Origin of the sequence: Aquabacterium sp. (assembly GCF_044226965.1) — a bacterium.
GTDB lineage: Bacteria > Pseudomonadota > Gammaproteobacteria > Burkholderiales > Burkholderiaceae_C > Pseudaquabacterium.
In genome coordinates this window covers 1-25,376 of record NZ_JBGAGA010000068.1, presented here as the reverse complement: position 1 = coordinate 25,376, position 25,376 = coordinate 1, and the positions used below count along the sequence as shown (strand labels likewise).

Annotated in this window: 25 protein-coding genes and 1 pseudogene; 18 read left to right on the top strand and 8 right to left on the bottom strand. The window is 72.0% G+C overall.

Annotation, left to right across the window (positions count from 1 at the left end):
• The first annotated feature begins 54 nt into the window (after positions 1–54).
• Positions 55–663 (top strand): biliverdin-producing heme oxygenase, encoded by a 609-nt coding sequence (locus ACILR4_RS23165; protein ID WP_395703251.1) that lies wholly within the window; start codon positions 55–57, stop codon positions 661–663.
• Here the strand turns inward: ACILR4_RS23165 and ACILR4_RS23160 are convergent, their stop codons facing one another.
• Positions 664–2,838, bottom strand: coding sequence for a GAF domain-containing protein (locus tag ACILR4_RS23160; protein WP_395703250.1), 2,175 nt, complete (start codon positions 2,836–2,838; stop codon positions 664–666).
• Positions 2,831–4,135 (bottom strand): PAS domain-containing protein, encoded by a 1,305-nt coding sequence (locus ACILR4_RS23155; protein WP_395703259.1) that lies wholly within the window; start codon positions 4,133–4,135, stop codon positions 2,831–2,833. Before ACILR4_RS23155 ends, ACILR4_RS23160 begins: the two co-directional genes overlap by 8 nt.
• Before the next feature lie 329 nt (positions 4,136–4,464).
• Between ACILR4_RS23155 and ACILR4_RS23150 the strand changes: the two genes are divergently transcribed.
• From ACILR4_RS23150 to hemA, 3 genes are read left to right on the top strand one after another with little or no spacing between them, the layout of a single operon-like run.
• Positions 4,465–5,964, top strand: coding sequence for a phytoene desaturase (locus ACILR4_RS23150; RefSeq protein WP_395703249.1), 1,500 nt, complete (start codon positions 4,465–4,467; stop codon positions 5,962–5,964).
• Positions 5,939–6,979 carry a phytoene/squalene synthase family protein gene (locus tag ACILR4_RS23145; protein WP_395703248.1) on the top strand — a complete coding sequence of 347 codons (1,041 nt, stop codon included), beginning with the start codon at positions 5,939–5,941 and terminating at the stop codon, positions 6,977–6,979. Before ACILR4_RS23150 ends, ACILR4_RS23145 begins: the two co-directional genes overlap by 26 nt.
• Positions 6,976–8,235, top strand: a complete 1,260-nt coding sequence (gene hemA / locus ACILR4_RS23140) for a glutamyl-tRNA reductase (RefSeq protein WP_395703247.1) — start codon at positions 6,976–6,978, stop codon at positions 8,233–8,235. Before ACILR4_RS23145 ends, hemA begins: the two co-directional genes overlap by 4 nt.
• A 160-nt stretch (positions 8,236–8,395) precedes the next feature.
• Here hemA and ACILR4_RS23135 read toward each other — a convergent pair whose 3' ends face one another.
• Positions 8,396–9,307, bottom strand: coding sequence for a carotenoid 1,2-hydratase (locus ACILR4_RS23135; RefSeq protein WP_395703246.1), 912 nt, complete (start codon positions 9,305–9,307; stop codon positions 8,396–8,398).
• Entirely contained in the window at positions 9,265–10,818 is a 1,554-nt protein-coding gene (crtD, locus tag ACILR4_RS23130) for a 1-hydroxycarotenoid 3,4-desaturase CrtD (RefSeq protein ID WP_395703245.1), read from the bottom strand. Before crtD ends, ACILR4_RS23135 begins: the two co-directional genes overlap by 43 nt.
• Positions 10,819–10,901: 83 nt before the next feature.
• Here crtD and ACILR4_RS23125 point away from each other — a divergent pair, with 83 nt between their 5' ends.
• From ACILR4_RS23125 to ACILR4_RS23060, 14 genes are all read left to right on the top strand, one after another.
• Positions 10,902–11,783 (top strand): polyprenyl synthetase family protein, encoded by an 882-nt coding sequence (locus ACILR4_RS23125; RefSeq protein WP_395703244.1) that lies wholly within the window; start codon positions 10,902–10,904, stop codon positions 11,781–11,783.
• 68 nt (positions 11,784–11,851) lie between these two features.
• On the top strand, positions 11,852–13,009 hold the full coding sequence (locus tag ACILR4_RS23120) for a methyltransferase (protein WP_395703243.1): 1,158 nt from the start codon (positions 11,852–11,854) through the stop codon (positions 13,007–13,009).
• A 130-nt stretch (positions 13,010–13,139) separates the two neighbouring features.
• Positions 13,140–14,093 (top strand): chlorophyll synthesis pathway protein BchC, encoded by a 954-nt coding sequence (gene bchC, locus ACILR4_RS23115; RefSeq protein WP_395703242.1) that lies wholly within the window; start codon positions 13,140–13,142, stop codon positions 14,091–14,093.
• Entirely contained in the window at positions 14,090–15,109 is a 1,020-nt protein-coding gene (locus ACILR4_RS23110) for a chlorophyllide a reductase iron protein subunit X (RefSeq protein ID WP_395703241.1), read from the top strand. The genes bchC and ACILR4_RS23110 overlap by 4 nt, the downstream gene beginning before the upstream one ends.
• Before the next feature lie 7 nt (positions 15,110–15,116).
• Complete coding sequence (gene bchY, locus ACILR4_RS23105; RefSeq protein WP_395703240.1) at positions 15,117–16,592, top strand: chlorophyllide a reductase subunit Y; 1,476 nt, start codon at positions 15,117–15,119, stop codon at positions 16,590–16,592.
• Positions 16,593–18,029, top strand: coding sequence for a chlorophyllide a reductase subunit Z (bchZ, locus tag ACILR4_RS23100; RefSeq protein WP_395703239.1), 1,437 nt, complete (start codon positions 16,593–16,595; stop codon positions 18,027–18,029).
• A gap of 64 nt (positions 18,030–18,093) precedes the next feature.
• Positions 18,094–18,243: a light-harvesting antenna LH1, beta subunit gene (pufB, locus tag ACILR4_RS23095; RefSeq protein WP_395703238.1), complete on the top strand. Its 150-nt coding sequence runs from the start codon at positions 18,094–18,096 to the stop codon at positions 18,241–18,243.
• On the top strand, positions 18,240–18,458 hold the full coding sequence (locus ACILR4_RS23090) for a hypothetical protein (protein ID WP_395703237.1): 219 nt from the start codon (positions 18,240–18,242) through the stop codon (positions 18,456–18,458). Before pufB ends, ACILR4_RS23090 begins: the two co-directional genes overlap by 4 nt.
• A gap of 17 nt (positions 18,459–18,475) precedes the next feature.
• Positions 18,476–18,670 carry a light-harvesting antenna LH1, alpha subunit gene (gene pufA / locus ACILR4_RS23085; protein ID WP_395703236.1) on the top strand — a complete coding sequence of 65 codons (195 nt, stop codon included), beginning with the start codon at positions 18,476–18,478 and terminating at the stop codon, positions 18,668–18,670.
• Positions 18,671–18,754: 84 nt separating this feature from the next.
• Positions 18,755–19,579 carry a photosynthetic reaction center subunit L gene (pufL, locus tag ACILR4_RS23080; protein WP_395703235.1) on the top strand — a complete coding sequence of 275 codons (825 nt, stop codon included), beginning with the start codon at positions 18,755–18,757 and terminating at the stop codon, positions 19,577–19,579.
• Positions 19,580–19,625: 46 nt separating this feature from the next.
• Positions 19,626–20,603, top strand: a complete 978-nt coding sequence (pufM, locus tag ACILR4_RS23075) for a photosynthetic reaction center subunit M (RefSeq protein ID WP_395703234.1) — start codon at positions 19,626–19,628, stop codon at positions 20,601–20,603.
• Positions 20,600–21,664, top strand: a complete 1,065-nt coding sequence (pufC, locus tag ACILR4_RS23070) for a photosynthetic reaction center cytochrome PufC (protein ID WP_395703233.1) — start codon at positions 20,600–20,602, stop codon at positions 21,662–21,664. The genes pufM and pufC overlap by 4 nt, the downstream gene beginning before the upstream one ends.
• A 10-nt stretch (positions 21,665–21,674) precedes the next feature.
• The gene (locus ACILR4_RS23065; protein WP_395703232.1) at positions 21,675–22,349 is read left to right on the top strand and encodes an alpha/beta hydrolase; all 675 of its coding nucleotides are present in this window, start codon (positions 21,675–21,677) and stop codon (positions 22,347–22,349) included.
• 111 nt (positions 22,350–22,460) lie between these two features.
• On the top strand, positions 22,461–22,595 hold the full coding sequence (locus ACILR4_RS23060; RefSeq protein ID WP_395703231.1) for a hypothetical protein: 135 nt from the start codon (positions 22,461–22,463) through the stop codon (positions 22,593–22,595).
• A gap of 43 nt (positions 22,596–22,638) precedes the next feature.
• Here ACILR4_RS23060 and puhE read toward each other — a convergent pair whose 3' ends face one another.
• The 4 genes and pseudogenes from puhE to ACILR4_RS23040 all read right to left on the bottom strand — a co-directional run.
• Positions 22,639–23,400, bottom strand: coding sequence for a putative photosynthetic complex assembly protein PuhE (gene puhE, locus ACILR4_RS23055; protein ID WP_395703230.1), 762 nt, complete (start codon positions 23,398–23,400; stop codon positions 22,639–22,641).
• A 10-nt stretch (positions 23,401–23,410) separates the two neighbouring features.
• Entirely contained in the window at positions 23,411–24,505 is a 1,095-nt protein-coding gene (gene acsF, locus ACILR4_RS23050) for a magnesium-protoporphyrin IX monomethyl ester (oxidative) cyclase (RefSeq protein ID WP_395703229.1), read from the bottom strand.
• Between the two features lie 25 nt (positions 24,506–24,530).
• A complete protein-coding gene (gene puhC, locus ACILR4_RS23045) occupies positions 24,531–24,971 on the bottom strand; it encodes a photosynthetic complex assembly protein PuhC (RefSeq protein WP_395703228.1) in 441 nt (146 codons plus the stop codon).
• A 29-nt stretch (positions 24,972–25,000) separates the two neighbouring features.
• Positions 25,001–25,376 (bottom strand): annotated as a pseudogene (locus ACILR4_RS23040) (hypothetical protein); the annotation flags it as partial.

Genomic DNA, 25,376 nt, shown 5'->3' with positions numbered 1-25,376 from the left:
GCGCCACCAGGGAGTTCGAAGATCGACAGCGCCGCCCCGGGTCTGGCGGCCCGGTTGCGAACGGGCACCCAGGATCTCCACCTCGAAGCCGAGCGCAGCGGGCTGATGGCCGCGCTGTTGCAGGGCCGTCTTTCGCGGGCGGCCTATGTCGGCCTGTTGCACAACCTGCTGGCCATCTACCGCGCGCTGGAGGCCGGGCTGGCACAGGTGCCGCCTCTGCCTGCCCTGCCCTGGCACACGCTGCAGCGCGGCCCGGCCCTGGCCCGCGACCTGGCCTGCCTGCGCGGTGCCGACGCTGCCGTGCTGGTGCCGGCGGCCGAGGCCTATGTCGAGCGCCTGCACACGCTGGCACCGGCCAGCCCCACCCGTGCCGCGGCACGGCCCGAGCTGCTGCTGGCCCATGCTTATGTGCGTTATCTCGGCGACCTGCACGGCGGGCAGATCCTGCGCCGCTGCACTGCGCGCCTGCTGGGCACGACCGATGGTGACGGACTGGACTTCTACGATTTCGGACCGCCCGACCAGGTGGCGATGCTGATCGGCCGCTTCCGTGCCGGCCTGGACGCGCTGGTCCTCCCGCCCGAGCGGGCGCAGGCCGTGGTGGCGGAGTCGCGCTGGGCCTTCGAACAGCATGTTCGGCTGTTCCGCGAACTGCCGCACTGATCAACCTTCGCCAAAGCCGCGGATGCGGGCGTAGAGCGCGGCCGCGCGCTGCGTCGACAGCTCGACTTCATTGAGCAGCGGGGCCACCGAAGGTCCTACCGAGCCATCGGCGATGTCCATCGCCGCGAGGCTGGCGTTGGTGACGATCGCGCGCACCACTTCGTCGGCGTCACGCGCCGCGGGCTGCAGCGATTCCTCCAGCTGCCGGCGGGCGGCCGCGGCACGCCGGCTCTCGCTCAGGTCCGTGAGCGTCACGATGAAGCCCAGCAGCGTGCCATCGCGTCCCGGGACGATTTCAGCCCGCAGCGCCACCGGCACCGGCTCGCCCTCCGGTCGCAGCAGCGCGAGCTCGCCGCGCCACGGCTGCCGCGTGTGCCGCAGGGACCGCAGGCCATCGGCCAGCGACGCCGGCGGGGCGAAGCGCTCGCACAGCGCATCCAGCGTCCGGGGAACAGGCGCCTGCGGCGACGCGAGCGCCACGAAGGCCTGGTTGCTGAACAGCATGCTCCCCTGCGCGTCGGCAATGGCCACCGGCTCGCGCGAGTTCTGCACCGTGGCACGGATCTGCACCAGCTGGTGCTCGGCCACCAGCAGGCGCACCGCATGCACCTGCACGATGATGTCCACCAGCGCGGCGCCGATGGCACGGCCCAGCGCCAGCTCGCTGCCCGACCAGGGCAGCGCCGTGCCGCGCACGATCTCGGACCAGGCCGCGAACGAGCGCCGTGGCGACAGCTCCAGCGGGTTGTCGCCCAGCGTCGGCTTGTGCGGATCGCCGGCCCAGGTCACCGTGAGCAGTTGCTCTTTGCGGAACCACATCAGGTAGTCCGGCCGGCTGGTCGACAGCTTGACGGCCAGCACACCGCTGGCCGTGGGGGTCAGGGACTCCAGCGCCGGATTGGCCTGCCCGACCGAGGAGCACGCGAACGGCGGATCGAAGGGCTGCGCGTCGATCCACTGCATCAGCGCCCGCAGCTCGGGTGTCGAGGGCACTTCGCCGGCGGTCAGCACTTCGCCGTCATGGAACAGCGCGGCACCGGTGGCTTCCAGCGGCTGCAGCAGCGTGCGCGGGTTGCGGAACAGCGCCAGGCGCCAGTCGCCCTCGATGGAGGTGGCCTCGACCAGGCGCTGCTCCAGCCGGCGCACCAGGATGGCCACCTGCGCATGGGCGTAGTTCTCGATGGCCGAGATGCGGGTGGCGATCACCTCGGCCAGCAGGTCACAGGCGGCGCGCACGGCCAAGCGCAGGTGCCGGGGGGAGTAGTGGTGTGCGGCGATCAGGCCCCACAGCCGCCCTTCCCGCACCAGCGAGACCACCAGCGTCGCGGTGACCCCCATGTTCTTGAGGTACTGCAAATGCAGCGGCGACATGCTGCGCAGCTGGCACAGCGACATGTCCAGTTCCTGGCCGCTGGCCGGTACCAGCCGGGGCTGCAGCGGCACCGGCTCGTAGTGGACATCCACCAGCACGCGCACCCGGTTGCGCAGGTACAACTCGCGGGCCCGCTGCGGGATGTCCGAGGCCGGGTAGTGATGGCCGAGCAGCGACGCCAGGCGCGGATCGCGCGCCTCGGCAATGATCTTGCCGTGGCCGTCGGGGTCGAACTTGTAGACCATCACCCGGTCGTAGCCGGTCAGGTCGTGCAGGCATTGCGCCACCGCGTCGGCCAGCGTGCTCAGGCTGGCCGCGGCGCTGAAGCGCTGCACCGCCTCGCCCACATGGCGCAGCAGGATCGACTGCTCGATCTCCGCCGTGGGCAAGCCCGTCTCCCGTGGCGAGCCCACGGGCTCGAGCTCGACGATCAGGCTGCCCTGGCCGCTGCGATGGGCGCTGCCTTCGAAAGTACGCGGCGCCGGCAGCGGGCCCAGCGTGCAGCGCAACGGCACGGGCTCGGCCAGGTCGTGCTCGCGCATCAGCTGGCGCACGCGCTCCGCGGCGTTGCCGCCGCAGTCCGCGAGGGCGCGGCCGTGCAGGCTGTCCTGCGGCAGGCCGATCCAGGTGCCGGCGTTGGCGCTCAGTTGCTGGATGGTCAGGCTGGCCGGGTCCAGGACCAGCAGCAGGCCGTGCGGCTGGATCGAGCCCGCCAGGTGGATGAGTTCGCGCTCGCAGTTGGTGAGGTCGGCCTCGCCGAACGGCGGGCTGTGCGCGGCGCCCGAACTGCTGCGATCAGCCATGGGTCGCCAAGCCCAGCCGATGCAGGCGCTGTGCAAGGTCGACTTCATCCAGGCCGAGCAAGGCCGCGGCGCCGCCCAGGTCGTCGGCAGCCTTGCGCAGCGCCGCCTCGATGGCATGGCGCTCGGTCAGGTCGGCCGCCTGCCGCACCAGGTCGGCCAGCGGCAGATGGCCCACGCGCTCGACGAGCCGCTGCAATGCCGCCGGCAGGGCCTCGGTGGCAGGGCCCTCGCGCAGCCGGCGCAGGGTCAGGCCGATGCACTCCTGGTCGCCATCGGCCATCAGCGAGGCGGCGACTTCAGCCTCGAACAACGGCCCCTGGCCACCACCCAGCCACACCGTGCGCTGCGGCACCAGGCCGCTGCGGCGCACTTCCGCCAGCAGTGCTGCCAGGTGGCGTTGCGGATCGCCGAGCAACTCCACCACGGCCTGCCCCTGCACCTGGCCGTCGTCGCGCCCGCCGCGGCACAGGCTGCTGAAATGCCCGTTCGCCATCAGCACCCGGCCGTTGGAGTCGGTCACCACCACCGATTCGCCATCCGCCGTCGTGCCGTCTGCACCGGCGGCCCGGGCGCGCACCAGCAGTCGCATCGCGGCGTCGCCGGACCGCGCTTCGGCGGCCGGCGTACGGAAAGGCGTGGCCGAGAGGTCGATCTGGCGCGCCGAGGCCGGATCCACCCGAGTGCGCACTTCGGCCGCCCGGCCGGTGCTGCGCGCCATCATCAGCAGTTCCTCGATGGGGGCCGGCAGGCTGCCGGTGGGCAGCCCGAAGAGGTCCCGGGCCGCCGGATTGGCCTGCACGACGGCCAGGCTCAGCGCGTCGACCACCATCACCGCGTCGCTGGCCACCTGCGCCAGCAGGCGCTGGCGCGACTGGGCCTGGCGCAGCTTCCAGTAGTCGCGCTCCATTTCCTGCTGGGCATCGATGAAGCGCTGCTGCAACGAGGCCGCCGCGCTGAGGTCCCGGCCGACGGCGATCACCGGTCCGCCCACGCCCAGGCGCAACGCGGCGTAGGACATCGGGATGTCGGCACCGCCGGTGGACGGGTGGTTGACCTCGCGCCGACGCGTCACGCCCGCCGAGCCGACTTCCTGCAGCAGCATTTCGACCTTGCGCCGGGTGTCGCCCGTCACCGTCTCGACCCAGGGCCGGCCGACCCAGCCGCTGGCCGACAGCACCGGGCCACCGTCGCCCACGGCCACGTTGCGGATGACGCCATCCGCATCGATCACCAAGGCCACATCGCTGGCCAGGGTCACGAAGGCCGTGGCCAGCTCCGGGGCAAGCCCGGACAACACATTCAAGGCGGCGGGGTCTGCAGGACCGGTGGCCACGCGGGTTCTCCAACGTCACGCAACGCGTGCACCTGGGAACTTACCACGTCGACTGCCCTGGGCGGGTCGCGCGGAGCCGGCGCAAGCAAACCCGTGCCGCTGCGGCATGCGGTCGGGCGCCTTCCCGAGGCCAGCGCGGTGCACGGCCAGGCTCCGGGATTTCCAGCAGTCTAGTTGTCAATTTGAATTTACACCAATACTATCTATCAATGGTGACAGCAATTCAGAGCGCGAACCCGGGCGCCTGGCCGCAGGCCGGGGGCCCCGCACCGCGTCGGACGCGACCTCATGCGGTGGTGATCGGCAGCGGCTTTGGCGGGTTGGCGGCTGCCGTGCGCCTGGGGGCGCGCGGCTATCGCGTCACGGTCCTGGAGCAGCTGGACGCGCCCGGCGGCCGGGCGCGTGTCCATCACCTTGGCGGCCATGTGTTCGATGCCGGCCCGACAGTCATCACCGCCCCGTTCCTGTTCGAGCAGCTGTGGGCGCTGTGCGGCAAGCGCCTGGCCGACGACGTGGACCTGAGGCCGGTGTCGCCGTTCTACCGCATCCGCTTCGACGATGGTCACAGCTTCGACTACTCCGGCAACGCCGACGCGATGCGCGCCGAAGTGCAACGCCTGGCCCCGGCCGACCTGGCCGGCTACGAGCGCTTCCTGGCCGCCAGCGAGGCCATCTACCGCGTCGGCTTCGAGCAACTGGCCCATGTGCCCTTCGACCGCTGGACCGACATGGCCCGCGTGCTGCCCGACCTGCTGCGGCTGCAGGGCTGGCGCAGCGTGTACGGGCTGGCCGCGCACCATGTGCGCGACGAGCGGCTGCGCATGGTGCTCACCTTCCAGTCGCTGCTGGTGGGCGGCAACCCGTTTGCCACCACGGCGGTGTACTGCCTGATCGCCTTCCTCGAGCGGCGCTGGGGCGTGCATTTCGCGATGGGCGGCACCGGCCGCCTGGTTCAGGGCCTGGTGCGGCTGATCGAGGGCCAGGGCGGCCGACTGCGCTGCCGGCAGCCGGTGCAGCAGATCCTGGTGCGCGACGGTGCGGCCTGCGGCGTGCGCCTGGCCAGCGGCGAGGAACTGGCCGCCGACGTGGTGGTGAGCAATGCCGATCCCGCCTGGACCTACGCGCGCCTGCTGCCGGACGTGACGCGCAAGCGCTGGACCGATGCCCGGCTGGCCCGCGCGAACTACTCGATGAGCCTGTTCGTGTGGTACTTCGGCACGCGCCGGCGCTACCCCGACGTGGCCCACCACACCATCGTGCTGGGCCCGCGCTACCGCGGCCTGCTCGACGACATCTTCCGGCACCACCGGCTGTCCGACGACTGCAGCCTGTACCTGCACCGCCCGACCGCGACCGACCCGTCGATGGCCCCCGACGGCTGCGACACCTTCTACGTGCTGGCCCCGGTGCCACACCTGGCCAGCGGCATCGACTGGCGGCAGCAGGCCGAGGCCTATCGGCAGCGCGTCGAGCGGCGGCTGGCCGACACGGTGCTGCCGGGCCTGGCCGACCAGATCACCGTGTCGCAGCTGCTGACGCCGCAGGACTTCCACGACAGCCTGTCCTCGTGGCAGGGCGCGGCCTTCGGCATGGCGCCCGAGCTCACGCAGAGCGCCTGGTTCCGCCCGCACAACCGCAGCGAGGAGCTGGCGCGGCTGTACTTCGTCGGAGCCGGCACGCACCCGGGCGCCGGCCTGCCCGGGGTGCTGAGCTCGGCGCGCATCCTCGATGAGCTGGTCCCGCACGGCCGCAGCCTGCAAAGCCACCATGCCGACAGCACGGTCCTGGCCTGAGATCGCGCCCTCGGACCTGGCCGCCTGCCGGGCGCTGCTGCGCCGCCACGCGCGCAGCTTCCATGCCGCATCGTGGCTGCTGCCGCGACGGGTGCGCGAGCCGGCCTCGGTGCTGTACGGTTTCTGCCGGGTCGCCGACGACACGGTGGACGTGCACGGCGGCCGGCAGGATGCGGTGGGCCAGCTGCGGCGGCGCCTGGACGCGGCCTACCGCGGGCAGCCCGAGGACAGCGCGGTCGACCGGGCGCTGGCTGCGGTGCTGGCCCGCCACCAGATGCCGCGCCACCTGCCCGAAGCCCTGCTCGAGGGCCTGGCCTGGGACGCTGATGATCGACGTTATGAGCGCTGGTCCGACCTGCTCGACTACGCCGCCCGGGTGGCAGGCAGCGTCGGCGCGATGATGGCGGTGCTGATGGGCGTACGCTCCGAAGCGGCCCTGGCCCGGGCCTGCGACCTCGGCATCGCGATGCAGCTGACCAACATCGCCCGCGATGTCGACGAGGACGCCGCGCGCGGCCGCCTCTACCTGCCCGCCGAGTGGCTGCGCGAAGCCGATACCGCCGGCTGCGTCCACCGCCTGCTGCAGGAGGCGGACCACCTGTACACCCGCGCTGCCGCCGGCATTGGCCTGCTGCCGCTGGATTGCCGGCCCGGCATCAATGCCGCACGCCTGCTGTACGCCGAGATCGGCCACGAGGTGCGGCGCCGCCAACGCGCCGCCCGACCGCCCGCCCAAGGCCTGCAACCCGTGCAATCCGTGCGTGCGGTGGTGCCGGGCCACCGCAAGGCCTGGCTGCTGGCGCGAGCGGCGGCGACGCCGTGGCCGGGCGCAGACGGGCGCCATGCCCCGCCGCTGGACGCCAACCTGCCGCTGGTGCAGGCCGCGCGCCGCACGGCCGGTGCCGCGATGTCGCCGGGTGATGCGCCGATGTCCGGGCCGGCCGGCGTGATCGACCTGTTCCTGCGGCTGGCGCAGCGCGAGCGCCTGCAACCCCCGATGGAGCTGCCGCCATGACGCTGATCGCCCTCGGCCTGAACCACACCACCGCGCCGCTGGCCCTGCGTGGCCGGTTCGCGATGCCCGCCACCCACCTGCCCGCCTGCCTGAGCGGCCTGCGCGACCATCTGGCCTCGGCGCGGCCCGAGGCGGCCATCCTCTCGACCTGCAACCGCACCGAGCTGTACCTCGCCGCCGCGCCCGGCACGCCGGTGGACGACATGGCGCTGGACTGGCTGGCCCGCCAGGGCGGTGCGCAGGCGCCGGCGCTGGCCGCGCATACCTATCTCCTGAAAGACGCGGCCGCGGCACGCCATGCCTTCCGCGTGGCCGCCGGGCTGGACTCGCAGATCCTCGGCGAGCCGCAGATCCTGGGCCAGCTCAAGCAGGCGATGCGCACCGCCGCCCACGCCGGCAGCCTGGGCAGCACCCTGCACCAGCTGTTCCAGCGCAGCCTGGCCGTGGCCAAGCAGGTGCGAACCCACACCGAGATCGGCTCGCACGCCGTCAGCCTGGGCGCCGCCGCGGTGCGCGTCGCGCAGCAGCTGTTCGAGGACCTGCGCGACACCCGGGTGCTGTGCCTGGGGGCCGGCGAGATGATCGAGCGGGTGGCCGTGCATTTCCAGGCCCGGCAGCCGCAGGCGCTGGTGCTGGCCAACCGCACCCTGGAGCGTGGCCAGGCGCTGGCTGCCCGCCTGCAGGCCGAGGCCATCGCGCTGGCCGAGGTCCCTGCCAGGCTGCATGAATTCGACGTGGTCGTGTCCTGCACCGCCAGTCCGCTACCGCTGATCGGGCTGGGCCTGGTGACGCGCGCCTTGAAGCAGCGGATGCAGCGGCCGATGCTGCTGCTGGACCTGGCGGTGCCCAGCGACATCGAACCCGCCGTGGGCCAGCTGGAGAATGCCTACCTCTACAGCCTGGACGACCTGACCCAGCGGGTGCAGGGCGCCAGCGCCAGGCGGCAGGCCTCGGTGGCGCAGGCCGAGGCGCTGGTGGACGCGGGCGTGCGCGGCTTCGACCACTGGCTGCACCAGCGCGACGCGGTGCCCCTGATCCAGTCCCTGCAGCGCCAGGCCGATGGCTGGCGCCAGCACGAACTGCAGCGCGCGCGGCGGCGGCTGGCGCGCGGCGAAGCCCCGGACGCCGTGCTCGACAGCCTGGCGCGCGGCCTGACCGGCAAGCTGCTGCACGGCCCGCTGGCGGCACTGCACCAGGGCGGCGCCGAGCCATCGCTGGCCAGCACGCTGTCGCGCCTGTTCCTCGGATCGCACTGAGCGCCGCCGCAGCGGGCCGGCCCCCTTGTTCCCATGAGTGGCCACCTGCTGGGCCTGATCGAGCTGGTGCTGGTGTTCGGCGCGGTGATCGGGTGGGCCTGGTGGGACTGGCGCAGCCTGCAGCGCGACCGGCGCCGCACGGCCGCGCGCGACGCCGCCGTCAGCCCGGCGCCCGCCGCGGCATCCGGAATGGCAGCAGCGCCTGCACCCAGCGCTGCCGAAAGCGCAGCAGCGACAGGCTCTCGTGCATCGTCTGCCGTGCCTGGCCCTGCCACTGCGTCGCCAGCAGGGAGCGGGCATAGAACGGACCATCTTCCAGCGTCGACAGCAGTCGCGCCGGGCCCCGGGTCTGGCGATCCAGGCCCCAGCGGCTGCGCGGCAGGCTCAGCAGCGCCGGCGGATCGGCCGCCTCCACCGGGCTGAGGGCCCCGTCGCGGCCGAAGTGCAGCGCCAGCCGCCGCTGGCTGCCGTCGCGCGCCTGCAGCTCGTAGCGGGCCAGGCAGGCCCCCTGCCCCAGCGGCGTGCGCGACCAATGCCAATGGTCGAAGGCCTGTTCCAGCGGCGCGTCGCCCCAGTTGGCATCGAGGTAGCCTTCGCCGGACCAGCGCAGTGCGGGCTCCTGCAGCGCCAGCGTCACCCGCGCGCGGGGCGCGATCGGCTGCCAGCGGTGCGCGCCCGCCGCGTCGAGCTGCAGCACTTCATCGTTGCGGCAACGTGGCACCAGGCGCAACTGGCCCCGCACGCGCTGGGGCCAGGGCGCGGCGACCTCGTCCAGCGTGAGCTCGAGGGCGCCATCGCGCCATTGCAGCGCGCTCGGTCCGATCGACAGATGCTCGGGTCCGCACTGCAGCTGGCGCGCGCCGCGTTCGGTCATCGTCCAGCGCCGCACCCCGTCGCCATACAGGGCGACGTTGATGGCCACATGCTGCCGGGGATCGGTCGGGCCGCGTCGGCGCGCCGCGGCGTAGTACGGCGAGAACACGCTGCCGATGAAGGCGATGACCGTCAGGGCATGGCGGCCGTCGTCGCTCAACGCATCGAGGTACCACCAGGCATAGGCATCGGGTGCCAACTGTGCGTCGAAGCCAGGTCCGCCAGCAAGCGCTCGGCGGCCCGCTGGCCCGACAGCAGGGCCATCGGCACGCCCGGCCCCGGGTGCGTGCTGCCGCCCGCCAGGTACAGCCCCGGCAGCCGATGCCGCGACCCCTGGCGGCGGAAGCTCGCCCGCCAGCCGTGGCTCGCCGGGCCGTACAGCGCGCCCGCACTGGCCGGGAACATCGCCGCGAAGTCGCTCGGCGTCGTGCGCCGCATCGGCGCCACCGTCTGCCACTGCAGACCGCATTCGGCCAGGCGCTGGAAGGCCCGCTGTTCGCATGCATCGATCTCCTGCAAAGTGAGCGGCCGCAGGTCGTCCCGGGCCGGTGCGTTGACCAGGCAGAGCAGCCGCTCGGGGCCGTCCGGTGCCGCGCCCTCGGCGGCATCGCGGTCCTGGGCGCAGACGTACACGGTGGGATCGGCCGGCAGGCGGCCGTCGCGCATCACGTCGTCGAACTCGGCGGCGTAGTCCGGCGAGAAGAACACGTTGTGGTGCTGCAGCGCGAAGCCGCTGCAGCGCGCCACTGCGCACCAGGTCAACGCCGACTGCGTGCGCTGTTGCGGCTGCTGCCAGCGCCGCGCGTCGCCTGCCAGGCCGCGCTGCGCCGGGGCGCCCAGCAGGCCGCCCGACAGCGCCGCCACGTCGCCGTTGAACACGACCGCATCGGCCGCCAGGTGTTCCCCGCTGCGCAGCACCACGCCGTCGACACGCCCTTGCGCGGTGCTGATGCGGGCCACGTCGGCCGCGCAGCGCAGGCGCGCGCCGCAGCGCCGTGCCAGCTCGGCCAGCGCGGCGGCAAGCCGGTGCATGCCGCCTTCGATGCGCCAGACACCCTCGCGTTCGACATGGGCGACCAGCATCAGCGTGGCCGGCGCCAGGTAGGGCGAAGAGCCGCAGTAGGTGGCATAGCGGCCGAACAGCTGGCGCAGGCGCGGATCCTGGAAGTGCCGCACGAGCCCACGCCAAAGCGTCTGGAACGGCGAAATGCGCGCCAGTCCGGGCAGGCCGCTCAGGCCGGCGCGCCACAGCAGCCCCGGCAGGCTGGGCCGCTGGCCGCGCAGGAACGGCACTTCCAGCGCGCGGTAGATCGCGGCTGCCTGTGCGCAGAAGGCTTGGTAGGCCGCGGCCTCGCGCGGCCCGGCGAAGCGGCTGATCGCGTCGACGGTGTCGCGCTGGTCCGCATGCAGGTCCAAGCATTCGCCGGGGCCCCAGGCATGGCGCGCGAGCACGCGCGCCGGCGTCAGGGTCAGCACATCGCCGGCCCGCTGGCCGGCGGCATCGAACAGCTCGTCCAGCACCCAGCGCATCGTGCAGACCGTCGGACCGGCATCGACCGGGCGCCCGGCCACCGCCAGGGCGCGCAACTTGCCGCCGGGCTCGGCCGCGCGCTCCAGCACCAGCACGTCCAGCCCCTGCGCGGAGAGCCGCACCGCGGCCGCCAGCCCGCCGGCGCCGGCGCCGATCACGATCACCCGGGATCGCTTCATTGACGCGACATCCACATGTGTACATACTAAACGACATCATGTTATGTCACGTAGACATTACATCGACACCTGCAGGAGATCCCATGCCGCCGTCCGCCCGCATCGAAAACGCCCTGCAGTCCGCCCTCCAGGCCGGCGAAGCGCCCGGCCACCCGCCGCGCTTGGCCGCGGCCGTGCGGCACGCGGTGTTCCCGGGCGGTGCCCGCATCCGGCCGCAACTGTGCCTGGCCGTGGCCGGCGCCTGCGGCGATGACGACCCCGCGCTGGCCGAGGCCGCGGCCACCGCCATCGAGCTGCTGCACTGTGCCTCGCTGGTGCATGACGACCTGCCCTGCTTCGACGACGCCGCCACCCGCCGCGGCAAGCCCTCGGTGCACCGGGCCTTCGGCGAGCGACTGGCCGTGCTGGCCGGCGACGTGCTGATCGTGCAGGCCTTCCAGGCCCTGGCCACCGGCGGCACCGCGCATCCGCAGCGCCTGCCCCGGCTGCTGGCCGCGGTGACCGCCGGTGTCGGGCTGCCCTTCGGCATTGCGGCGGGCCAGGCCTGGGAGTGCGAGCCCCAGGTGGTGCTGCGCGACTACCAGCGCGCCAAGACCGGTGCGCTGTTCGCCGCCGCCACCATCGCCGGGGCCCTGGCCGCGGGCGCCGACGCGCGGCGCTGGCGTGCGCTGGGCGAATGGCTGGGCGAGGCCTACCAGGTGGCCGACGACATTCACGATGCCACCTCCAGTGCGGCGGACCTGGGCAAGCCGGTGGGCCGCGACCTGGCGCTGGGCCGCCCCAGCATCACGCGCGAGCAAGGCCTGCGTGGCGCCGTGCTGCGCTTCGACCTGCTGGTGGCCAAGGCGATGCAGGCCGTGCCCACCTGCGTCGGCGAGGCCGCGCTGCGCGCGCTGGTGCAGCGCGAGGGCGAGCGGCTCGTGCCCCGCTCGCTCGCCGACGAATTGACCGCCTCGGCCGCCTGAGGTCGCCGAGCCTGGACTTTCCGCCGAAGCAGCCCGCGCCGCCGACCCGAAGCCCACCAAGGACCGACGTGGCCAGCGCCGCCGCCGACCTCCGGACGCGCTGGCAGGCCTGGCGCGACCGGCACCTGACCGATGCCGGCTTCCGCGAACGTGCCCTCGCCCATGCCCCGGGCCGCTGGGTGGCCCGCCGCCGCGCACGGGCGCTGTTCGACCTGATCGCCGGTTTCGTCTACTCGCAGGTGCTCGCCGCCTGCGTGCAGCTGCGCCTGTTCGAGCGCCTGGCGGCGCAGCCGCAGACCGCCGCCGCGCTGGCCGAAGCCTGCGGCCTGCCCGTCGAGCGGTTGCAGCGCCTGCTCGAGGCCGCCGTGGCGTTGCGCCTGCTGGAACGCCGCAGCGCCTGGCGCTGGCGCCCGGGCCCCGGGCCCACCCCGCGCTACGGCCTGGGCCCGCTGGGCAGTGCGCTGGTCGACAACCCGGCGCTGGTCGCGATGGTCGGCCACCACCGGGCGCTGTACGCCGACCTGGCGGACCCGGTCGCCCTGCTGGCCGGCCGCGAAGGCCGGCTGGCCGACTTCTGGCCCTACGCCGGCAGCGACGATCCCCGGCACCTGCCGGGTGCTGCGGTGGCCGACTACTCGGCCCTGATGAGCGCCTCGCAGCCCCTGGTGGCCCAGGAGGTGTTGCAGGCCTACCCGGTGGCGCAGCACCGCTGCCTGATGGATGTCGGGGGCGGCGAAGGCTTGTTCCTCGCCGCCGCCGCGCGCGCCGCACCGCAGCTGCAGCTGATGCTGTTCGACCTGCCGGCCGTGGCCGACCGGGCCTGGCGCCAGTTGCTGGCGCAGGGTCTGGCCGGACGCGCGCAGGTGCACGGTGGCGACTTCCTGCGCCAGCCCCTGCCGACCGGCGCCGACCTGATCACGCTGCTGCGCGTGGTGCACGACCATGACGATGACGCCGTCCAGCAGCTGCTGCGCTCGGCGCACCAGGCTCTGCCGCCCGGCGGCACCCTGCTGCTGGCCGAGCCGATGGCCGACACCCCGGGCGCACGGGCGATGGGTGACGCGTACTTCGGCATCTACCTGATGGCGATGGGCAGCGGTCGCCCGCGCAGCGCGCGCGAGCTGACGGGCCGCCTGCAGGCGGCCGGATTCGTCGACGTGCAGGTCCGGCCGACGCGGCTGCCGCTGCAGACCGCGCTGCTGGTGGCCCGTCGCGCCCGAGCCTGACACAAGAAATGTCAATGCCTATTGACATGCACCAAAGTAAGCATAGGATGACATTCAGATTCCCGGAGGTCTCCATGCATCCACCTGCCAACCCGACCCACCCGACAGCCCTCCCCGGCGGAGCACAGGCGTGAACAGCTGGGCGGTGGTCATGCAGCAGCCCGGCAGCCTCGCGCTGACCTCGCTGCCCCTGCAGGACCCGGGTGACGAGGACATCGTCGTCGACGTCGAATGGAGCGGCATCAGCACCGGCACCGAACGCCTGCTGTGGACCGGCCGCATGCCGGCCTTCCCCGGCATGGGCTACCCGCTGGTGCCGGGCTACGAAAGCGTGGGCCGCGTACGGCACGCCGGGCCCCGCTCGGGCCATGTGGCGGGCGAGCGGGTGTTCGTGCCGGGCGCACGCTGCTACGGTGAAGTGCGCGGCCTGTTCGGCGGCGCGGCTTCGCGCGTGGTGCTGCCCGGTGCGCGCGCCGTGACGCTTGCCGACAGCCTGGGCGAGCAGGCGGTGCTGCTGGCGCTGGCCGCCACGGCCTACCACGCGGTCGCCCGCGGCGGTCGCCAGGACCCGATCGTGCCGCCCGACCTGATCGTCGGCCACGGCGTGATGGGCCGGTTGCTGGCGCGGCTGAATGTCGCCGCGGGCTGCAGCGACTTCACCGTGTGGGAAACCGACGCCACACGCCGCGAGGGCGCCCAGGGCTACCGCGTGGTCGACCCGGCCGAAGACCCGCGCCGCGACTACCGCGCCATCTACGACGTGAGCGGCGACGCCGCGCTGCTGGACACGCTGGTGCAGCGCCTGGCGCCGGGCGGACAGATCGTGCTGGCCGGCTTCTACAGCGAGCCACTGCGCTTTGCCTACGCCCCCGCGTTCATGCGCGAGGTGCAGATCCGCTGTGCTGCCGAGTGGCACCGCAACGACCTGCTGGCCGTCACCGAACTGGCTGCCGCGGGCGTGTTCTCGCTCGACGGCCTGATCACCCACCACGACCGCGCCGACCACGCGGAGGCAGCCTACCGCACCGCCTTCGGCGACGCGGCCTGCCTGAAGATGGTTCTCGACTGGAGGCACTGCGCATGAGTTCCCAAGCCCTCTCGCCGCTGCGCTTCACGCCGCCGCAGGCCCTGCGCGACGCCTTGCGCGCCGAAGCCGCGATCGAGCCCGATCCGGTGGCCACCTCGCCGGCGGCCAAGACCACGCAGATCATCGCCATCTACGGCAAGGGCGGCATCGGCAAGAGCTTCACGCTGGCCAACCTGAGCTACATGATGGCCCAGCAGGGCAAGAAGGTGCTGCTGATCGGCTGCGACCCGAAGAGCGACACCACCAGCCTGCTGTTCGGCGGCAAGGCCTGCCCCACCATCATCGAGACCAGCAGCAAGAAGAAGCTGGCCGGCGACGCGGTGGCCATCGGCGACGTGTGCTTCAAGCGCGACGGCGTCTATGCGATGGAGCTCGGCGGCCCCGAGGTCGGCCGCGGCTGCGGTGGCCGCGGGATCATCCACGGCTTCGAGACGCTCGAGAAGCTCGGCTTCCACGACTGGGGCTTCGACTTCGTGCTGCTCGACTTCCTGGGCGACGTGGTCTGCGGCGGCTTCGGCCTGCCGATCGCCCGCGACATGTGCCAGAAGGTCATCGTCGTCGCCAGCAACGACCTGCAGTCGCTGTACGTGGCCAACAACGTGTGCTCGGCGGTGGAGTACTTCCGCAAGCTGGGCGGCAACGTCGGCGTGGCCGGCGTGGTGATCAACCGCGACGACGGCACCGGCGAGGCCAAGGCCTTCGCGCAGGCCGCGGGCATCCCGGTGCTGGCCACCATTCCGGCCCACGAGGACATCCGGCGCAAGAGCGCCAGCTACGAGATCATCGGCCGCCCCGGCACGCCCTGGGCACCGCTGTTCGAGGAACTGGCGACCAACGTGGCCGAGGCACCGCCGGTGCGCCCGCGCCCGCAGACGCAGGACCAGCTGCTGGGCCTGTTCAGCGCCGAGGTCACCGGCCGCGATTTCACGATGGAGCCGGCCACGCTGCAGGACATGGTGGGTCGCGAGGCCATCACGAGGGCATCCCTCGAAGTCGTCTACGACGCCGCCTGAGCCCGCCATGAGCGCCTGCCACGCCCCCGCCGACATGCCCGACGCCGCGGCATTGGAAGCCGCCGGCACCACGGCCACGCTGCAACGCTACGCCGCCGACTACCCCAAGGGCCCGCACGACCAGCCGCAGAGCATGTGCCCGGCCTTCGGTTCGCTGCGGGTGGGCCTGCGCATGCGGCGCACGCTGACGCTGCTGAGCGGCTCGGCCTGCTGCGTGTACGGGCTCAGCTTCACCTCGCATTTCTACGGCGCGCGTCGCAGCGTGGGCTACGTGCCGTTCAACAGCGAAACGCTGGTCACCGGCAAGCTGTTCGAGGACATCCGCGAGGCCGTCCATGCGCAGGCCGACCCGGCGGCGCTGGACGCCATCGTCGTCATCAACCTGTGCGTACCCACGGCCAGCGGCGTGCCGCTGCGGCTGCTGCCCGCTGCGATCAACGGCGTGCGGGTGATCGGCATCGACGTGCCCGGCTTCGGCGTGCCCACGCATGCGGAAGCCAAGGACGTGCTGGCCGGCGCCATGCTGCAGTACGCCCGCCGCGAGGCCGAGAGCGGCCCGGTGATGGCGCCGCGCGCCGGCCGCAGCGAGTTGCCCACCGTGGCGCTGCTGGGCGAGATGTTCCCGGCCGACCCGATGGTGATCGGCATGCTGCTCGCGCCGATGGGCCTGGCAGCGGGCCCGGTGGTGCCGACCCGCGAATGGCGCGAGCTCTATGCCGCGCTGGACAGCAGCGCCGTCGCCGCGATCCACCCGTTCTACACCGCCAGCGTGCGTGAGTTCCAGGCTGCCGGCCGGCCGGTGATCGGCTCGGCCCCGGTCGGCCACGACGGCACCGAAGCCTGGCTGCAGGCCGTGGGCCAGGCCTGCAACGTGGGCCAGTCGTCGATCGATGCCGCCAAGCAGCGTGTGCTGCCGGCCATCCGCGGCGCGCTGGCGGCCCGGCCGATCCGTGGCCGCATCACGCTCTCGGGCTACGAAGGCTCGGAGCTGCTGGTGGCCCGCCTGCTGGTCGAGAGCGGCGCCGACCTGCGCTACTGCGGCACCGCCTGCCCGCGCACGCCCTGGAACGAGGCCGACCAGCAATGGCTGGTGGCCCATGGCGTGCAGGTGCAGTTCCGGGCCTCGCTGGAGCAGGACCTGGCGGCGCTGCGCGAGTACCAGCCGCAGCTGGCCATCGGCACCACGCCCGTGGTGCAGGCGGCCAAGCAGGCGCGCGTGCCGGCGCTGTACTTCACCAACCTGATCTCGGCCCGCCCCTTGATGGGACCGGCCGGTGCCGGCTCGCTGGCGGAGGTGGTCAATGCGGCCATCGCCAACCAGGCGCGCTTCGACCAGATGAGCGAATTCTTCGGCGAGGCCGGCCAGGGCGACCGCGCCGGCGTGTGGCAGGACGTTCCGCAGTTGCGACCCGAGTTCCGGGCCGAGACGCGACGCCAGGTCATCAAGCTGATGAAGAAGCGCAAGGCCGAGGAGATGATCTAGATGTTGGTGCTCGACCACGATCGTGCCGGCGGCTACTGGGGTGCCGTGTACGTGTTCAGCGCGATCAAGGGCCTGCAGGTCGTGATCGATGGCCCGGTGGGCTGCGAGAACCTGCCGGTGACCAGCGTGCTGCACTACACCGACGCGCTGCCACCGCACGAGCTGCCGATCGTCGTCACCGGCCTGGCCGAGGAACAGCTCGGGCGCGAAGGCACCGAAGGCGCGATGAAGCGCGCCCATGGCGTGCTGGACCCCGACCTGCCTTCGGTGGTGGTGACCGGCTCGATCGCCGAGATGATCGGCGGCGGCGTCACGCCCGAGGGCACCGCGCTGCAGCGATTCCTGCCGCGCACCATCGACGAAGACCAGTGGCAGTGCGCCAACCGCGCCTGCCTGTGGCTGTGGCAGCAGTACGGCCTGCGCAAGGTGCCGCCGCGCGAGCGGCCGGCCGGCGCGAAGCCGCGCGTGAACATCATCGGGCCGGCCTACGGCATGTTCAACGGCCCGAGCGACCTGGCCGAGATCCGCCGCCTGGTGCAAGGCATCGGCTGCGAGATCAACATGGTGTTCCCGCTCGGCAGCCACCTGGCCGACGTGGCGCGCCTGGTCGATGCCGACGTCAACATCTGCCTGTACCGCGAATACGGCCGCCTGCTGTGCGAGACGCTGGAGCGCCCCTACCTGCAGGCCCCGATCGGCCTGCACAGCACCACGGCTTTCCTGCGCAGCCTGGGCGAACTGACGGGGCTGGACCCCGAGCCCTTCATCGAGCAGGAGAAGCACACCACCGTGAAGGCGGTGTGGGACCTGTGGCGCTCGGTGACGCAGGACTTCTTCGCCACCGCCAGCTTCGCGGTGGTGGCCGGCGAGACCTACAGCCGCGGCCTGCGCCACTTCCTGGAAGACGAGCTGGGCCTGCCCTGCGCCTTCGCCGTGCCGCGCGTGGCCGGCGCCAAGACCGACAACGCCGCGGTGCGCGCGCTGCTGAAGGACAAGGCGCCGCTGGTGGTCTTCGGCAGCGTCAACGAACGCATCTACCTGGCCGAGGCCGGCGCGCGTGGGCCGCTGCGGCCGAGCTTCATTCCGGCCTCGTTCCCCGGCGCGATCATCCGCCGCGCCACCGGCACGCCTTTCATGGGTTATGCCGGCGCCACCTACGTGCTGCAGGAGGTGTGCAACGCGCTGTTCGACGCGCTGTTCCACATCCTGCCGCTGGGCACCGAGCTCGACCGGGTCGAGGCCACGCCGGCCCGCCTGCACCGCGAGCTGCCCTGGGACGACGAAGCCCGCGCATTGCTCGAACGCCTGGTGCAGGCGCAGCCGGTGCTGGTGCGCATCTCGGCGGCCAAGCAGTTGCGCGACCGTGCCGAACAGCGTGCGCGCGACACGGGGCTGGACCACGTGCCCGCTGCGCTGCTGGAGCAGGGTCTCGCATGAACACCCTGCCGCGCGGGTTCAGCGCGGTGCCGGCCGCGAGGCCATTTCTCGAGGAGAGTTTGTAATGGCTGATGACAGGAGAGGCTCGCTATCCGGCCTCACGGAACAGGAAGCACAGGAGTTCCACGGCATCTTCATGAAGAGCTTCGTGGGCTTCACCATCGTGGCGATCGTCGCCCACATCCTGGTGTGGCAGTGGCGGCCGTGGCTATGACATTCGCTCGCCGCACCACCACGGCGGCGACGGCGGACGACCGCTGGTCGTTCTCCGTCACGCTGGTGGCGGCGTTCCTCCTTCTGCTGCCGATCGTCCTGATCGCCCAGGTGCTCACCCTGCACTGGCGTTCGTGGCTGCCCGGCGCTGAAGGCGAGCAATCCTTGATCGGTGGAGTGAAGGCGTCGGTGTACACCTTCCTCGCGCTGGTCTGAACGCAGGAGTTCCTGACATGTGGAAGATCTGGTTGCTATTCGATCCGCGCCGTGCGCTGGTCGCCTTGTTCGTGTTCCTCTTCGTGCTCGCGCTGATGATTCACTTCATCCTGCTCAGCACCCAACGCTTCAACTGGCTCGATGGCGGCAGCAAGGCGCAAGCCGCGCAGATGTCGTCGATGCCAGCGGCCACACCGGCGCCCAAGCAATAGCGCCCCAGGCGATGACCGGCCGCCGACCCCCTGTGGGCGGCGCGCCGGACGTCGCTGCCGAATTTCACGCGAGAGGAAGCGACCATGTCGATGCTGAGCTTCGAGCGAAAGTACAGGGTCCGCGGCGGCACGCTGCTGGGCGGTGACCTGTTCGATTTCTGGGTGGGTCCGTTCTACGTCGGCTTCTTCGGCGTCACCACGGCCTTCTTCGCGCTGATGGGCACGTTGCTGATTGTGTGGGGCGCCTCGCAGGGTCATACCTGGAACCTCTGGCAGATCAGCATCGCCCCGCCGGACCTGAAATACGGCCTGGGCATGGCGCCCTTGATGGAAGGTGGGCTGTGGCAGCTCATCACCATTTGCGCGATAGGTGCCTTCGTGTCCTGGGCCCTGCGCGAGGTCGAGATCTGCCGCAAGCTGGGCATCGGCTACCACGTGCCCTTCGCGTTCGGCTTCGCGATCCTGGCCTACGTCACGCTGGTGGTCATCCGTCCGCTGCTGCTGGGCGCCTGGGGGCATGGCTTCCCCTACGGCATCATCAGCCACCTGGACTGGGTGTCGAACACCGGCTACCAGTACCTGCACTTCCACTACAACCCGGCGCACATGCTGGGGGTGAGCTTCTTCTTCGCGACGACCTTCGCGCTCGCGCTGCACGGCTCGCTGATCCTCTCGGCCACCAACCCCGCCCCGGGCGAGACGGTGAAGACGGCCGAGCACGAGAACACCTTCTTCCGCGACGCGATCGGCTACTCGATCGGCACGCTGGGCATCCACCGCCTGGGCCTGTTCCTGGCGCTGTCGGCGGCCTTCTGGAGCGCCGTCTGCATCGTGATCAGCGGCCCGTTCTGGACCCGCGGATGGCCCGAATGGTGGGGCTGGTGGCTGAACCTGCCGATCTGGCATTGAGGCGCGCCCCGCGCGACGACTGACGAAACGGCTCGAGGAGAACCCCATGGCCGAATACCAGAATCTGTTCACCAGCGTGCAGGTGGCGGCACCCAGCTACCCCGGCGTCTCGCTGGGACGCGACGACCACCAGCGCACCCGTGGCACCACGCACTGGCACTGGCTGGGCCGCATCGGCGATGCGCAGCTCGGGCCCATCTACCTGGGCTGGCTGGGCGTGGCCTCGCTGGTGTGCGGCTTCGCGGCCTTCGAGATCATCGGCCTGAACATGTGGGCCTCGGTCGGCTGGGACCCGATCCAGTTCGTGCGGCAGCTGCCCTGGCTGGCGCTGGAGCCGCCACCGCCCGCGTATGGCCTGCGGCTGCCGCCGCTGAACCAGGGCGGCTGGTGGTTGCTGGCCGGCCTGCTGCTGACGATGTCGGTGCTGCTGTGGTGGGTGCGCATGTACCGGCGGGCGCGCCTGCTGGGCATGGGCACGCACGTGGCCTGGTCCTTCGCCGCGGCGATCTGGCTGTACCTGGTGCTGGGCTTCTTCCGCCCGCTGCTGATGGGCAGCTGGGGCGAGGCGGTGCCCTTCGGCATCTTCCCGCACCTGGACTGGACGGCCGCGTTCTCCTTGCGTTATGGCAACCTGTTCTACAACCCGTTCCACATGCTGTCGATCGCGTTCCTCTACGGCGCGACGCTGCTGTTCGCGATGCACGGGGCCACCATCCTGGCGGTCAGCCGCTTCGGTGGCGAGCGCGAGATCGAGCAGATCGTCGACCGCGGCACCGCCAGCGAACGCGCCGCGCTGTTCTGGCGCTGGACCATGGGCTTCAACGCGACGATGGAATCGATCCACCGCTGGGCCTGGTGGTTCGCGGTGCTGTGTCCGCTGGTCGGCGGCATCGGCATCCTGCTCACCGGCACGGTGGTCGACAACTGGTACCTGTGGGCGGTGAAGCACCACGTGGCACCCGCCTACCCCGGTGTCTTCGGTCCGGTGGCCGACCCCGCCCTGCTGCAAGGAGCCAAGCCATGAACACACGCCTCATCGGTCTGGCCGCGCTGCTGGGCGGCGCGGCCCTGCTGGCCGGCTGCGAACGCCCGCCGATCAACACGGTGCAGCATGGCTACCGCGGCACGGGCATGGTGCAGGTCTACAACCCGCGCACGCTGGCCGCGCAGGCGCCCGGCAACGAAGTGCCGCCCGACCAGCCGCCCGCGGCCACCACCGAGGGCCCGAAGGCCAGCCAGGTCTTCCAGAACGTCAAGGTGCTGGGCGACCAGAGCGTGGCCGAGTTCACCCGCACCATGCTGTCCATCACCGCCTGGGTGGCGCCGCAGCAGGGCTGCACCTATTGCCACAGCACCGAGAACCTGGCGGACGACTCGAAGTACACCAAGGTCGTTGCGCGCCGCATGCTGGAGATGACGCGCCACGTCAACGCCGACTGGAAGGCGCACGTGGCCGGCACCGGCGTCACCTGCTACACCTGCCACCGCGGCCAGCCCGTGCCGAGCCAGACCTGGTTCAAGGCGACCGCCCCGAACCGCCCCTTCCTCGGCGACCGCGCCGGGCAGAACGCACCGGCCACCACGGTGGGCCTGACGTCACTGCCGCTGGACCCGTTCTCGCTGTACCTCGCCGAGGGGCCGCTGCCCATCCGCATCGAAGGACCTACCGCGCTGCCGGTCAGCAATCGCCAGTCCACCAAGCAGGCCGAGGGCACCTACGGCCTGATGATGCACATGTCGCAGGCGCTGGGCGTGAACTGCACCTACTGCCACAACAGCCGCCAGTTCGCCGACTGGGCACAGAGCACGCCGCAGCGCGTCACCGCCTGGCATGGCATCCGCATGGCCCGTGACCTGAACCAGACCTACCTGAGCCCGCTGGCCAGCGTGTTCCCGAAGAACCGCCTGGGGCCGACCGGGGATGCGCCCAAGCTGCACTGCGGCACCTGCCACCAGGGCGCGTACAAGCCGCTGAACGGGCAGTCGATGCTGGCCGGGCACCCCGAGCTCGTCGGCCAGCCGGCAGCGGCCGCACCCGCCGCGATGCCGGCGTCTGCGGCAGAGCCGGCGCCGCAGAAGTCCTGAAGCGCGCCCGATGGCGAAACGCCCTGGCTGCGGGTTGGCCACGCTGGCGCTAACGCTCGTGTTGAGCGGCCTCGCCGGCTGTGCGCTGGCGCAGCCCGCGGCGGGGGCCGATGCACCCGCCGGCGCCAGCGTCGTCGAAGCCACGCTGACGATCGGCGGCAAGGACTATGCCGTCGAGTGGTTCCTGCCCGCGGGCCCGGCGTTGGCGCTGGTCACCGTTCAGCACGGTTTCGCCCGCCATTGCAGCAACCTGCGCGAAACCGGGCTGCGCCTGGCCGAAGCCGGCCTGATGGGCCTGTGCGTCAACGCCAGCATGGCCGGCGGCAACCCGGCACTGGCTGAGGCACTGGCCGTCACGCTGCTCAGCGGCATCGAAGCCCCGGGCCCCCTGCCGCTGCCGGCGCGCATCGTCGCCGGCGGCCATTCGGCGGGCGGCCACTTCGCCTCGCGCCTGGGCTGGCAACTCGCCGCGCTGGCGCCCGACCGGCTGGCCGGCGCCCTGCTGTTCGACCCGGTCGCCGCCAACGCCAGCTTCTCAGGCAACCTGGCCACCGTGTCGGCCGCCGGACAGCGCCCGGTGCTGGCGATCAGCGCGAACCCCAGCGCCTGCAATGCGCGCAACAACGCCTACCCGGCGCTGAACCGCGTGCAGGCCGAGGCCCTGGCCGCTGGCCGTGACGGCTAGGTCGGCCTGCAGCTGACCGACCGCTCGAGCCATGTCGATGCCGAGGGCCGCGACAGCGACCTCGCCGCCGCGGCGACCTGCGGCCTGCCGCGCGCCGAGAACACCGACACCTTGCGCCGCCTGGCGCTGCCCTGGGCCCGGGACATGGCCAGCGGCAGCCGCGATGCGGCCAACTATCCCGGTGGCGCCTTCGTCGACGGCTTGGTGGCGGGCGGCAAGGCCCGGCTGATCGCGCCAGCCGACTGACCGTGCCGCCATGCCCGGGCGAGGTCCTGCCCGGGGAAGTTCGTCACGGCCGTGACCGCAGCCCCCACTGCCACAGCGCCTGGCTCGGCAAGGGCAGCACCATGAACCAATGTTCGAGCAGGCCCAGGCTCAGCAGCGTGGCCGCCAGCAGCGCCGCCGCCTGCTCGCCGGCCGCCTGGCCAGGGCCCAGGGCGGCCTGCCACATCAGCACCGCCACCACGCTGGCGGCCAGCACCGACAGCGGGAACAGCCCGTTCATGCGCCGCTGCCGGAAGTAGCTGGGCAGGTAGGCCAGGTGGGCCGGCAGGAACTGCTCGTTCAAGTTGCGCACGCCCAGGAAGACGTTGAGCTTGGCGCTCAGTCGCATGACCCACAGGATCACGAAGGTGATCCAGGCGCACTGGTTGGGCTGGCCCCAGCTCAGCGCCAGCAGCAGCGCCCCCAGCAGCAGCAGCGCGAGCTCATGGTGCAGCACCGCCTGCAGCGCCAGGCGCACGCGGGCCCAGCCGCGTGCCTGGTCCGGGCAGGGCTGTCGCCGCGGCCCGGTGACATAGCCGAGCAGGAAGGCGATCTCCTGCCAGGCCCACACGCCCAGCGCAGCGGTGAAGCCGGCATAGGCCGCGGCATGGCTGCTGTCGCCCGCCGTGCGCGCGACGGTGAACAGCGCGGCGCCCAGCAGCAGCGTGCTGGCCGCCATCGTCCACTTGTGGGTGCGGCGCGGCAGGCCGATCAGGTAGAGGATGACGCCGGTGCTGAACCACCACGCGAACAGCGTGTAGAGCACCGGCGCGGCCTGGGCCCACATGTCGATGGTCTCACCACGCCGGCGCCACGCGTACTTCGGCCGGTAGCACGCTGGGCCGCGTCGGCAGCAGGTACAGGCGCGCGAAGGTGGCCACGCCCACCAGCGCCAGTCCGGCCTGGCGCACGCGCCCGAGCAGGCCGCCGCGCGCCTTCGCCGCCGCCATGCCCTCGGCCACCTGCCACAGCCGGTCGAGCCCGCGCCGGAAGGCCGGGTGCTCGATGTCCAGCGTGAACGGGAACACCTGGCGCGAGATTTCGCTGGTGATGCGGAACACGGTGTAGTCGTACTCGGTGGCGTCGAAGCCCATCGCCGCATTCAGCTCGGGCCGCTGGTGGTCGCGCACGTACATCGTGGCGTACACCGCCACCAGGAAGAAGCGGATCCACAGCCGGTTCAGGCCGCGCAGCAGGCCCGGCTGGGCGCGCAGGATCAGCGCGAACGACTCGCCGTGCCGGAATTCGTCGTTGCACCAGCGCTCGAACCAGCGAAAGATCGGATGGAAGCGCAGGTCCGGCCGGCGTTCGAGCTGGCGGAAGATGGTGATGTAGCGGGCATAGCCGATCTTCTCGGACAGGTAGGTCGCGTAGAAGATGAACTTCGGCTTGAAGAAGGTATAGGCCTTGGTGCGCTTGAGCTGCCCGAGGTCGACGCCCAGGCCGAAATCCTTCAGCGACTGGTTCAGGAAGCCGGCATGGCGGGACTCGTCGCGCGCCATGTAGCGCATCAGCCGCTTCACATCGGGGTTGTCGACGTGCTTCTGGATCTCGTTGTAGAGCACGCAGCCCGAGAACTCCGAGGTCAGCGAACTGACCAGGAAGGCCAGGAACTCGTCGCGCAAGGCCGGCGGCCAGGTGGGCGCCAGCTGGGCCACCTCGGCGGCGAAGTCGGCGCCGCGCTGGAAGTGGTCGTGGTTGTTGTCGCCCTCGTATTCCTCGAGCATGGCGTCGAACTGCGCGCGCAGCGGCGCCATGTCCAGGCGGTTCATCGCGGCGTAGTCGGTGGTGTAGAAGCGCGGGCTCAGCACGGTGCTGGCACGGGCTTCGCGGGTGGCGTCTTCGGCGCTGCCGATCTGCGGCGTGATGCCAGGGGAGCGGGTGATGTCCATGGGCGCTCTCTCGTCGGGTGAGGTGTCAGGTCGAGGGCCGGGTCAGCAGGCGGGCGAACACGCCGGCGTTGGTCGGGCCGAAGGACCGCAGGTCGATCTGCCGGCCGGTGGCCGGGTCTTCGAGCAGCAAGCGGCCGTCCGTGCGCAGCAGCAGCCGGAACGGCGTCTCGGCGCCCAGGCCCTGGCGGCGGCGCTCGCGCACCAGGCCGCGCACGGCGCTGCGCAGGAAGCCGTTGGTGCCGGGCGCGACGCTGTCGATGGCCCGGCCGCTGCGCGCATCGGCGATCGTGATGCCGCCGTCGCTGCGGTCTTCGAAGCGCAGCAGCCGCTCGTCGGCGGCGCTGGCGGGCGCGCCAGACAGCGTGGCCGCGCCACTCCAGCGGGCCAATGCCACGAACGCCAGGGTGCCGGCCAGCAGCAGGCCCAGCGCCAGCAGTGGCAGGCGGGGGGTGGCGGCAGCAGCCATGGTAAAGGCGGTCGGCGGGCTGCGGCCCATCAGGCGGCCCGCGCTTCGGGCTGCAGGGTCGGGCGCGCGGGCACCGGGGCCGCCGGCACGATGGCGCCAGCCTTGTTCGGCGCCGCCACCGCCGCGGGCGCTGCCCCGGCAAGCCAGGCTTCGCGCAACAGGCGGGCCACCGGCGCCACCTGCGGCAGGCCGCGCAGCATGGGCTGCGGCTGGCGCAGCTGCCACGGCCGCGCGTGCGGCCACAGGTGCAGCCAGGCGATGCGATTGCCAGGGGCCAGGCTGAGCACGATGTCGCCGCTGCCGTCGTCCGACTGGCGCACGGCGGCCGCTGCAATCTGGCGATAGGGCAGGTTGAAGCTCAGGCTGAGCACGATGCCCACCCGCATCACCACGCGCCGGTCGGTG

Coding starts and splice junctions, on each gene's coding strand:
- pufB (WP_395703238.1), top strand. CDS start 18,094: ATGGCTGATGACAGGAGAGGCTCGCTATCCGGCCTCACGGAACAGGAA.
- pufL (WP_395703235.1), top strand. CDS start 18,755: ATGTCGATGCTGAGCTTCGAGCGAAAGTACAGGGTCCGCGGCGGCACG.
- hemA (WP_395703247.1), top strand. CDS start 6,976: ATGACGCTGATCGCCCTCGGCCTGAACCACACCACCGCGCCGCTGGCC.
- bchY (WP_395703240.1), top strand. CDS start 15,117: ATGAGCGCCTGCCACGCCCCCGCCGACATGCCCGACGCCGCGGCATTG.
- pufM (WP_395703234.1), top strand. CDS start 19,626: ATGGCCGAATACCAGAATCTGTTCACCAGCGTGCAGGTGGCGGCACCC.
- pufA (WP_395703236.1), top strand. CDS start 18,476: ATGTGGAAGATCTGGTTGCTATTCGATCCGCGCCGTGCGCTGGTCGCC.
- ACILR4_RS23160 (WP_395703250.1), bottom strand. CDS start 2,838: ATGGCTGATCGCAGCAGTTCGGGCGCCGCGCACAGCCCGCCGTTCGGC.
- ACILR4_RS23090 (WP_395703237.1), top strand. CDS start 18,240: ATGACATTCGCTCGCCGCACCACCACGGCGGCGACGGCGGACGACCGC.
- ACILR4_RS23145 (WP_395703248.1), top strand. CDS start 5,939: ATGCCGACAGCACGGTCCTGGCCTGAGATCGCGCCCTCGGACCTGGCC.
- acsF (WP_395703229.1), bottom strand. CDS start 24,505: ATGGACATCACCCGCTCCCCTGGCATCACGCCGCAGATCGGCAGCGCC.
- ACILR4_RS23110 (WP_395703241.1), top strand. CDS start 14,090: ATGAGTTCCCAAGCCCTCTCGCCGCTGCGCTTCACGCCGCCGCAGGCC.
- pufC (WP_395703233.1), top strand. CDS start 20,600: ATGAACACACGCCTCATCGGTCTGGCCGCGCTGCTGGGCGGCGCGGCC.
- crtD (WP_395703245.1), bottom strand. CDS start 10,818: ATGAAGCGATCCCGGGTGATCGTGATCGGCGCCGGCGCCGGCGGGCTG.
- puhC (WP_395703228.1), bottom strand. CDS start 24,971: ATGGCTGCTGCCGCCACCCCCCGCCTGCCACTGCTGGCGCTGGGCCTG.
- puhE (WP_395703230.1), bottom strand. CDS start 23,400: ATGTGGGCCCAGGCCGCGCCGGTGCTCTACACGCTGTTCGCGTGGTGG.
- ACILR4_RS23125 (WP_395703244.1), top strand. CDS start 10,902: ATGCCGCCGTCCGCCCGCATCGAAAACGCCCTGCAGTCCGCCCTCCAG.
- ACILR4_RS23065 (WP_395703232.1), top strand. CDS start 21,675: ATGGCGAAACGCCCTGGCTGCGGGTTGGCCACGCTGGCGCTAACGCTC.
- bchZ (WP_395703239.1), top strand. CDS start 16,593: ATGTTGGTGCTCGACCACGATCGTGCCGGCGGCTACTGGGGTGCCGTG.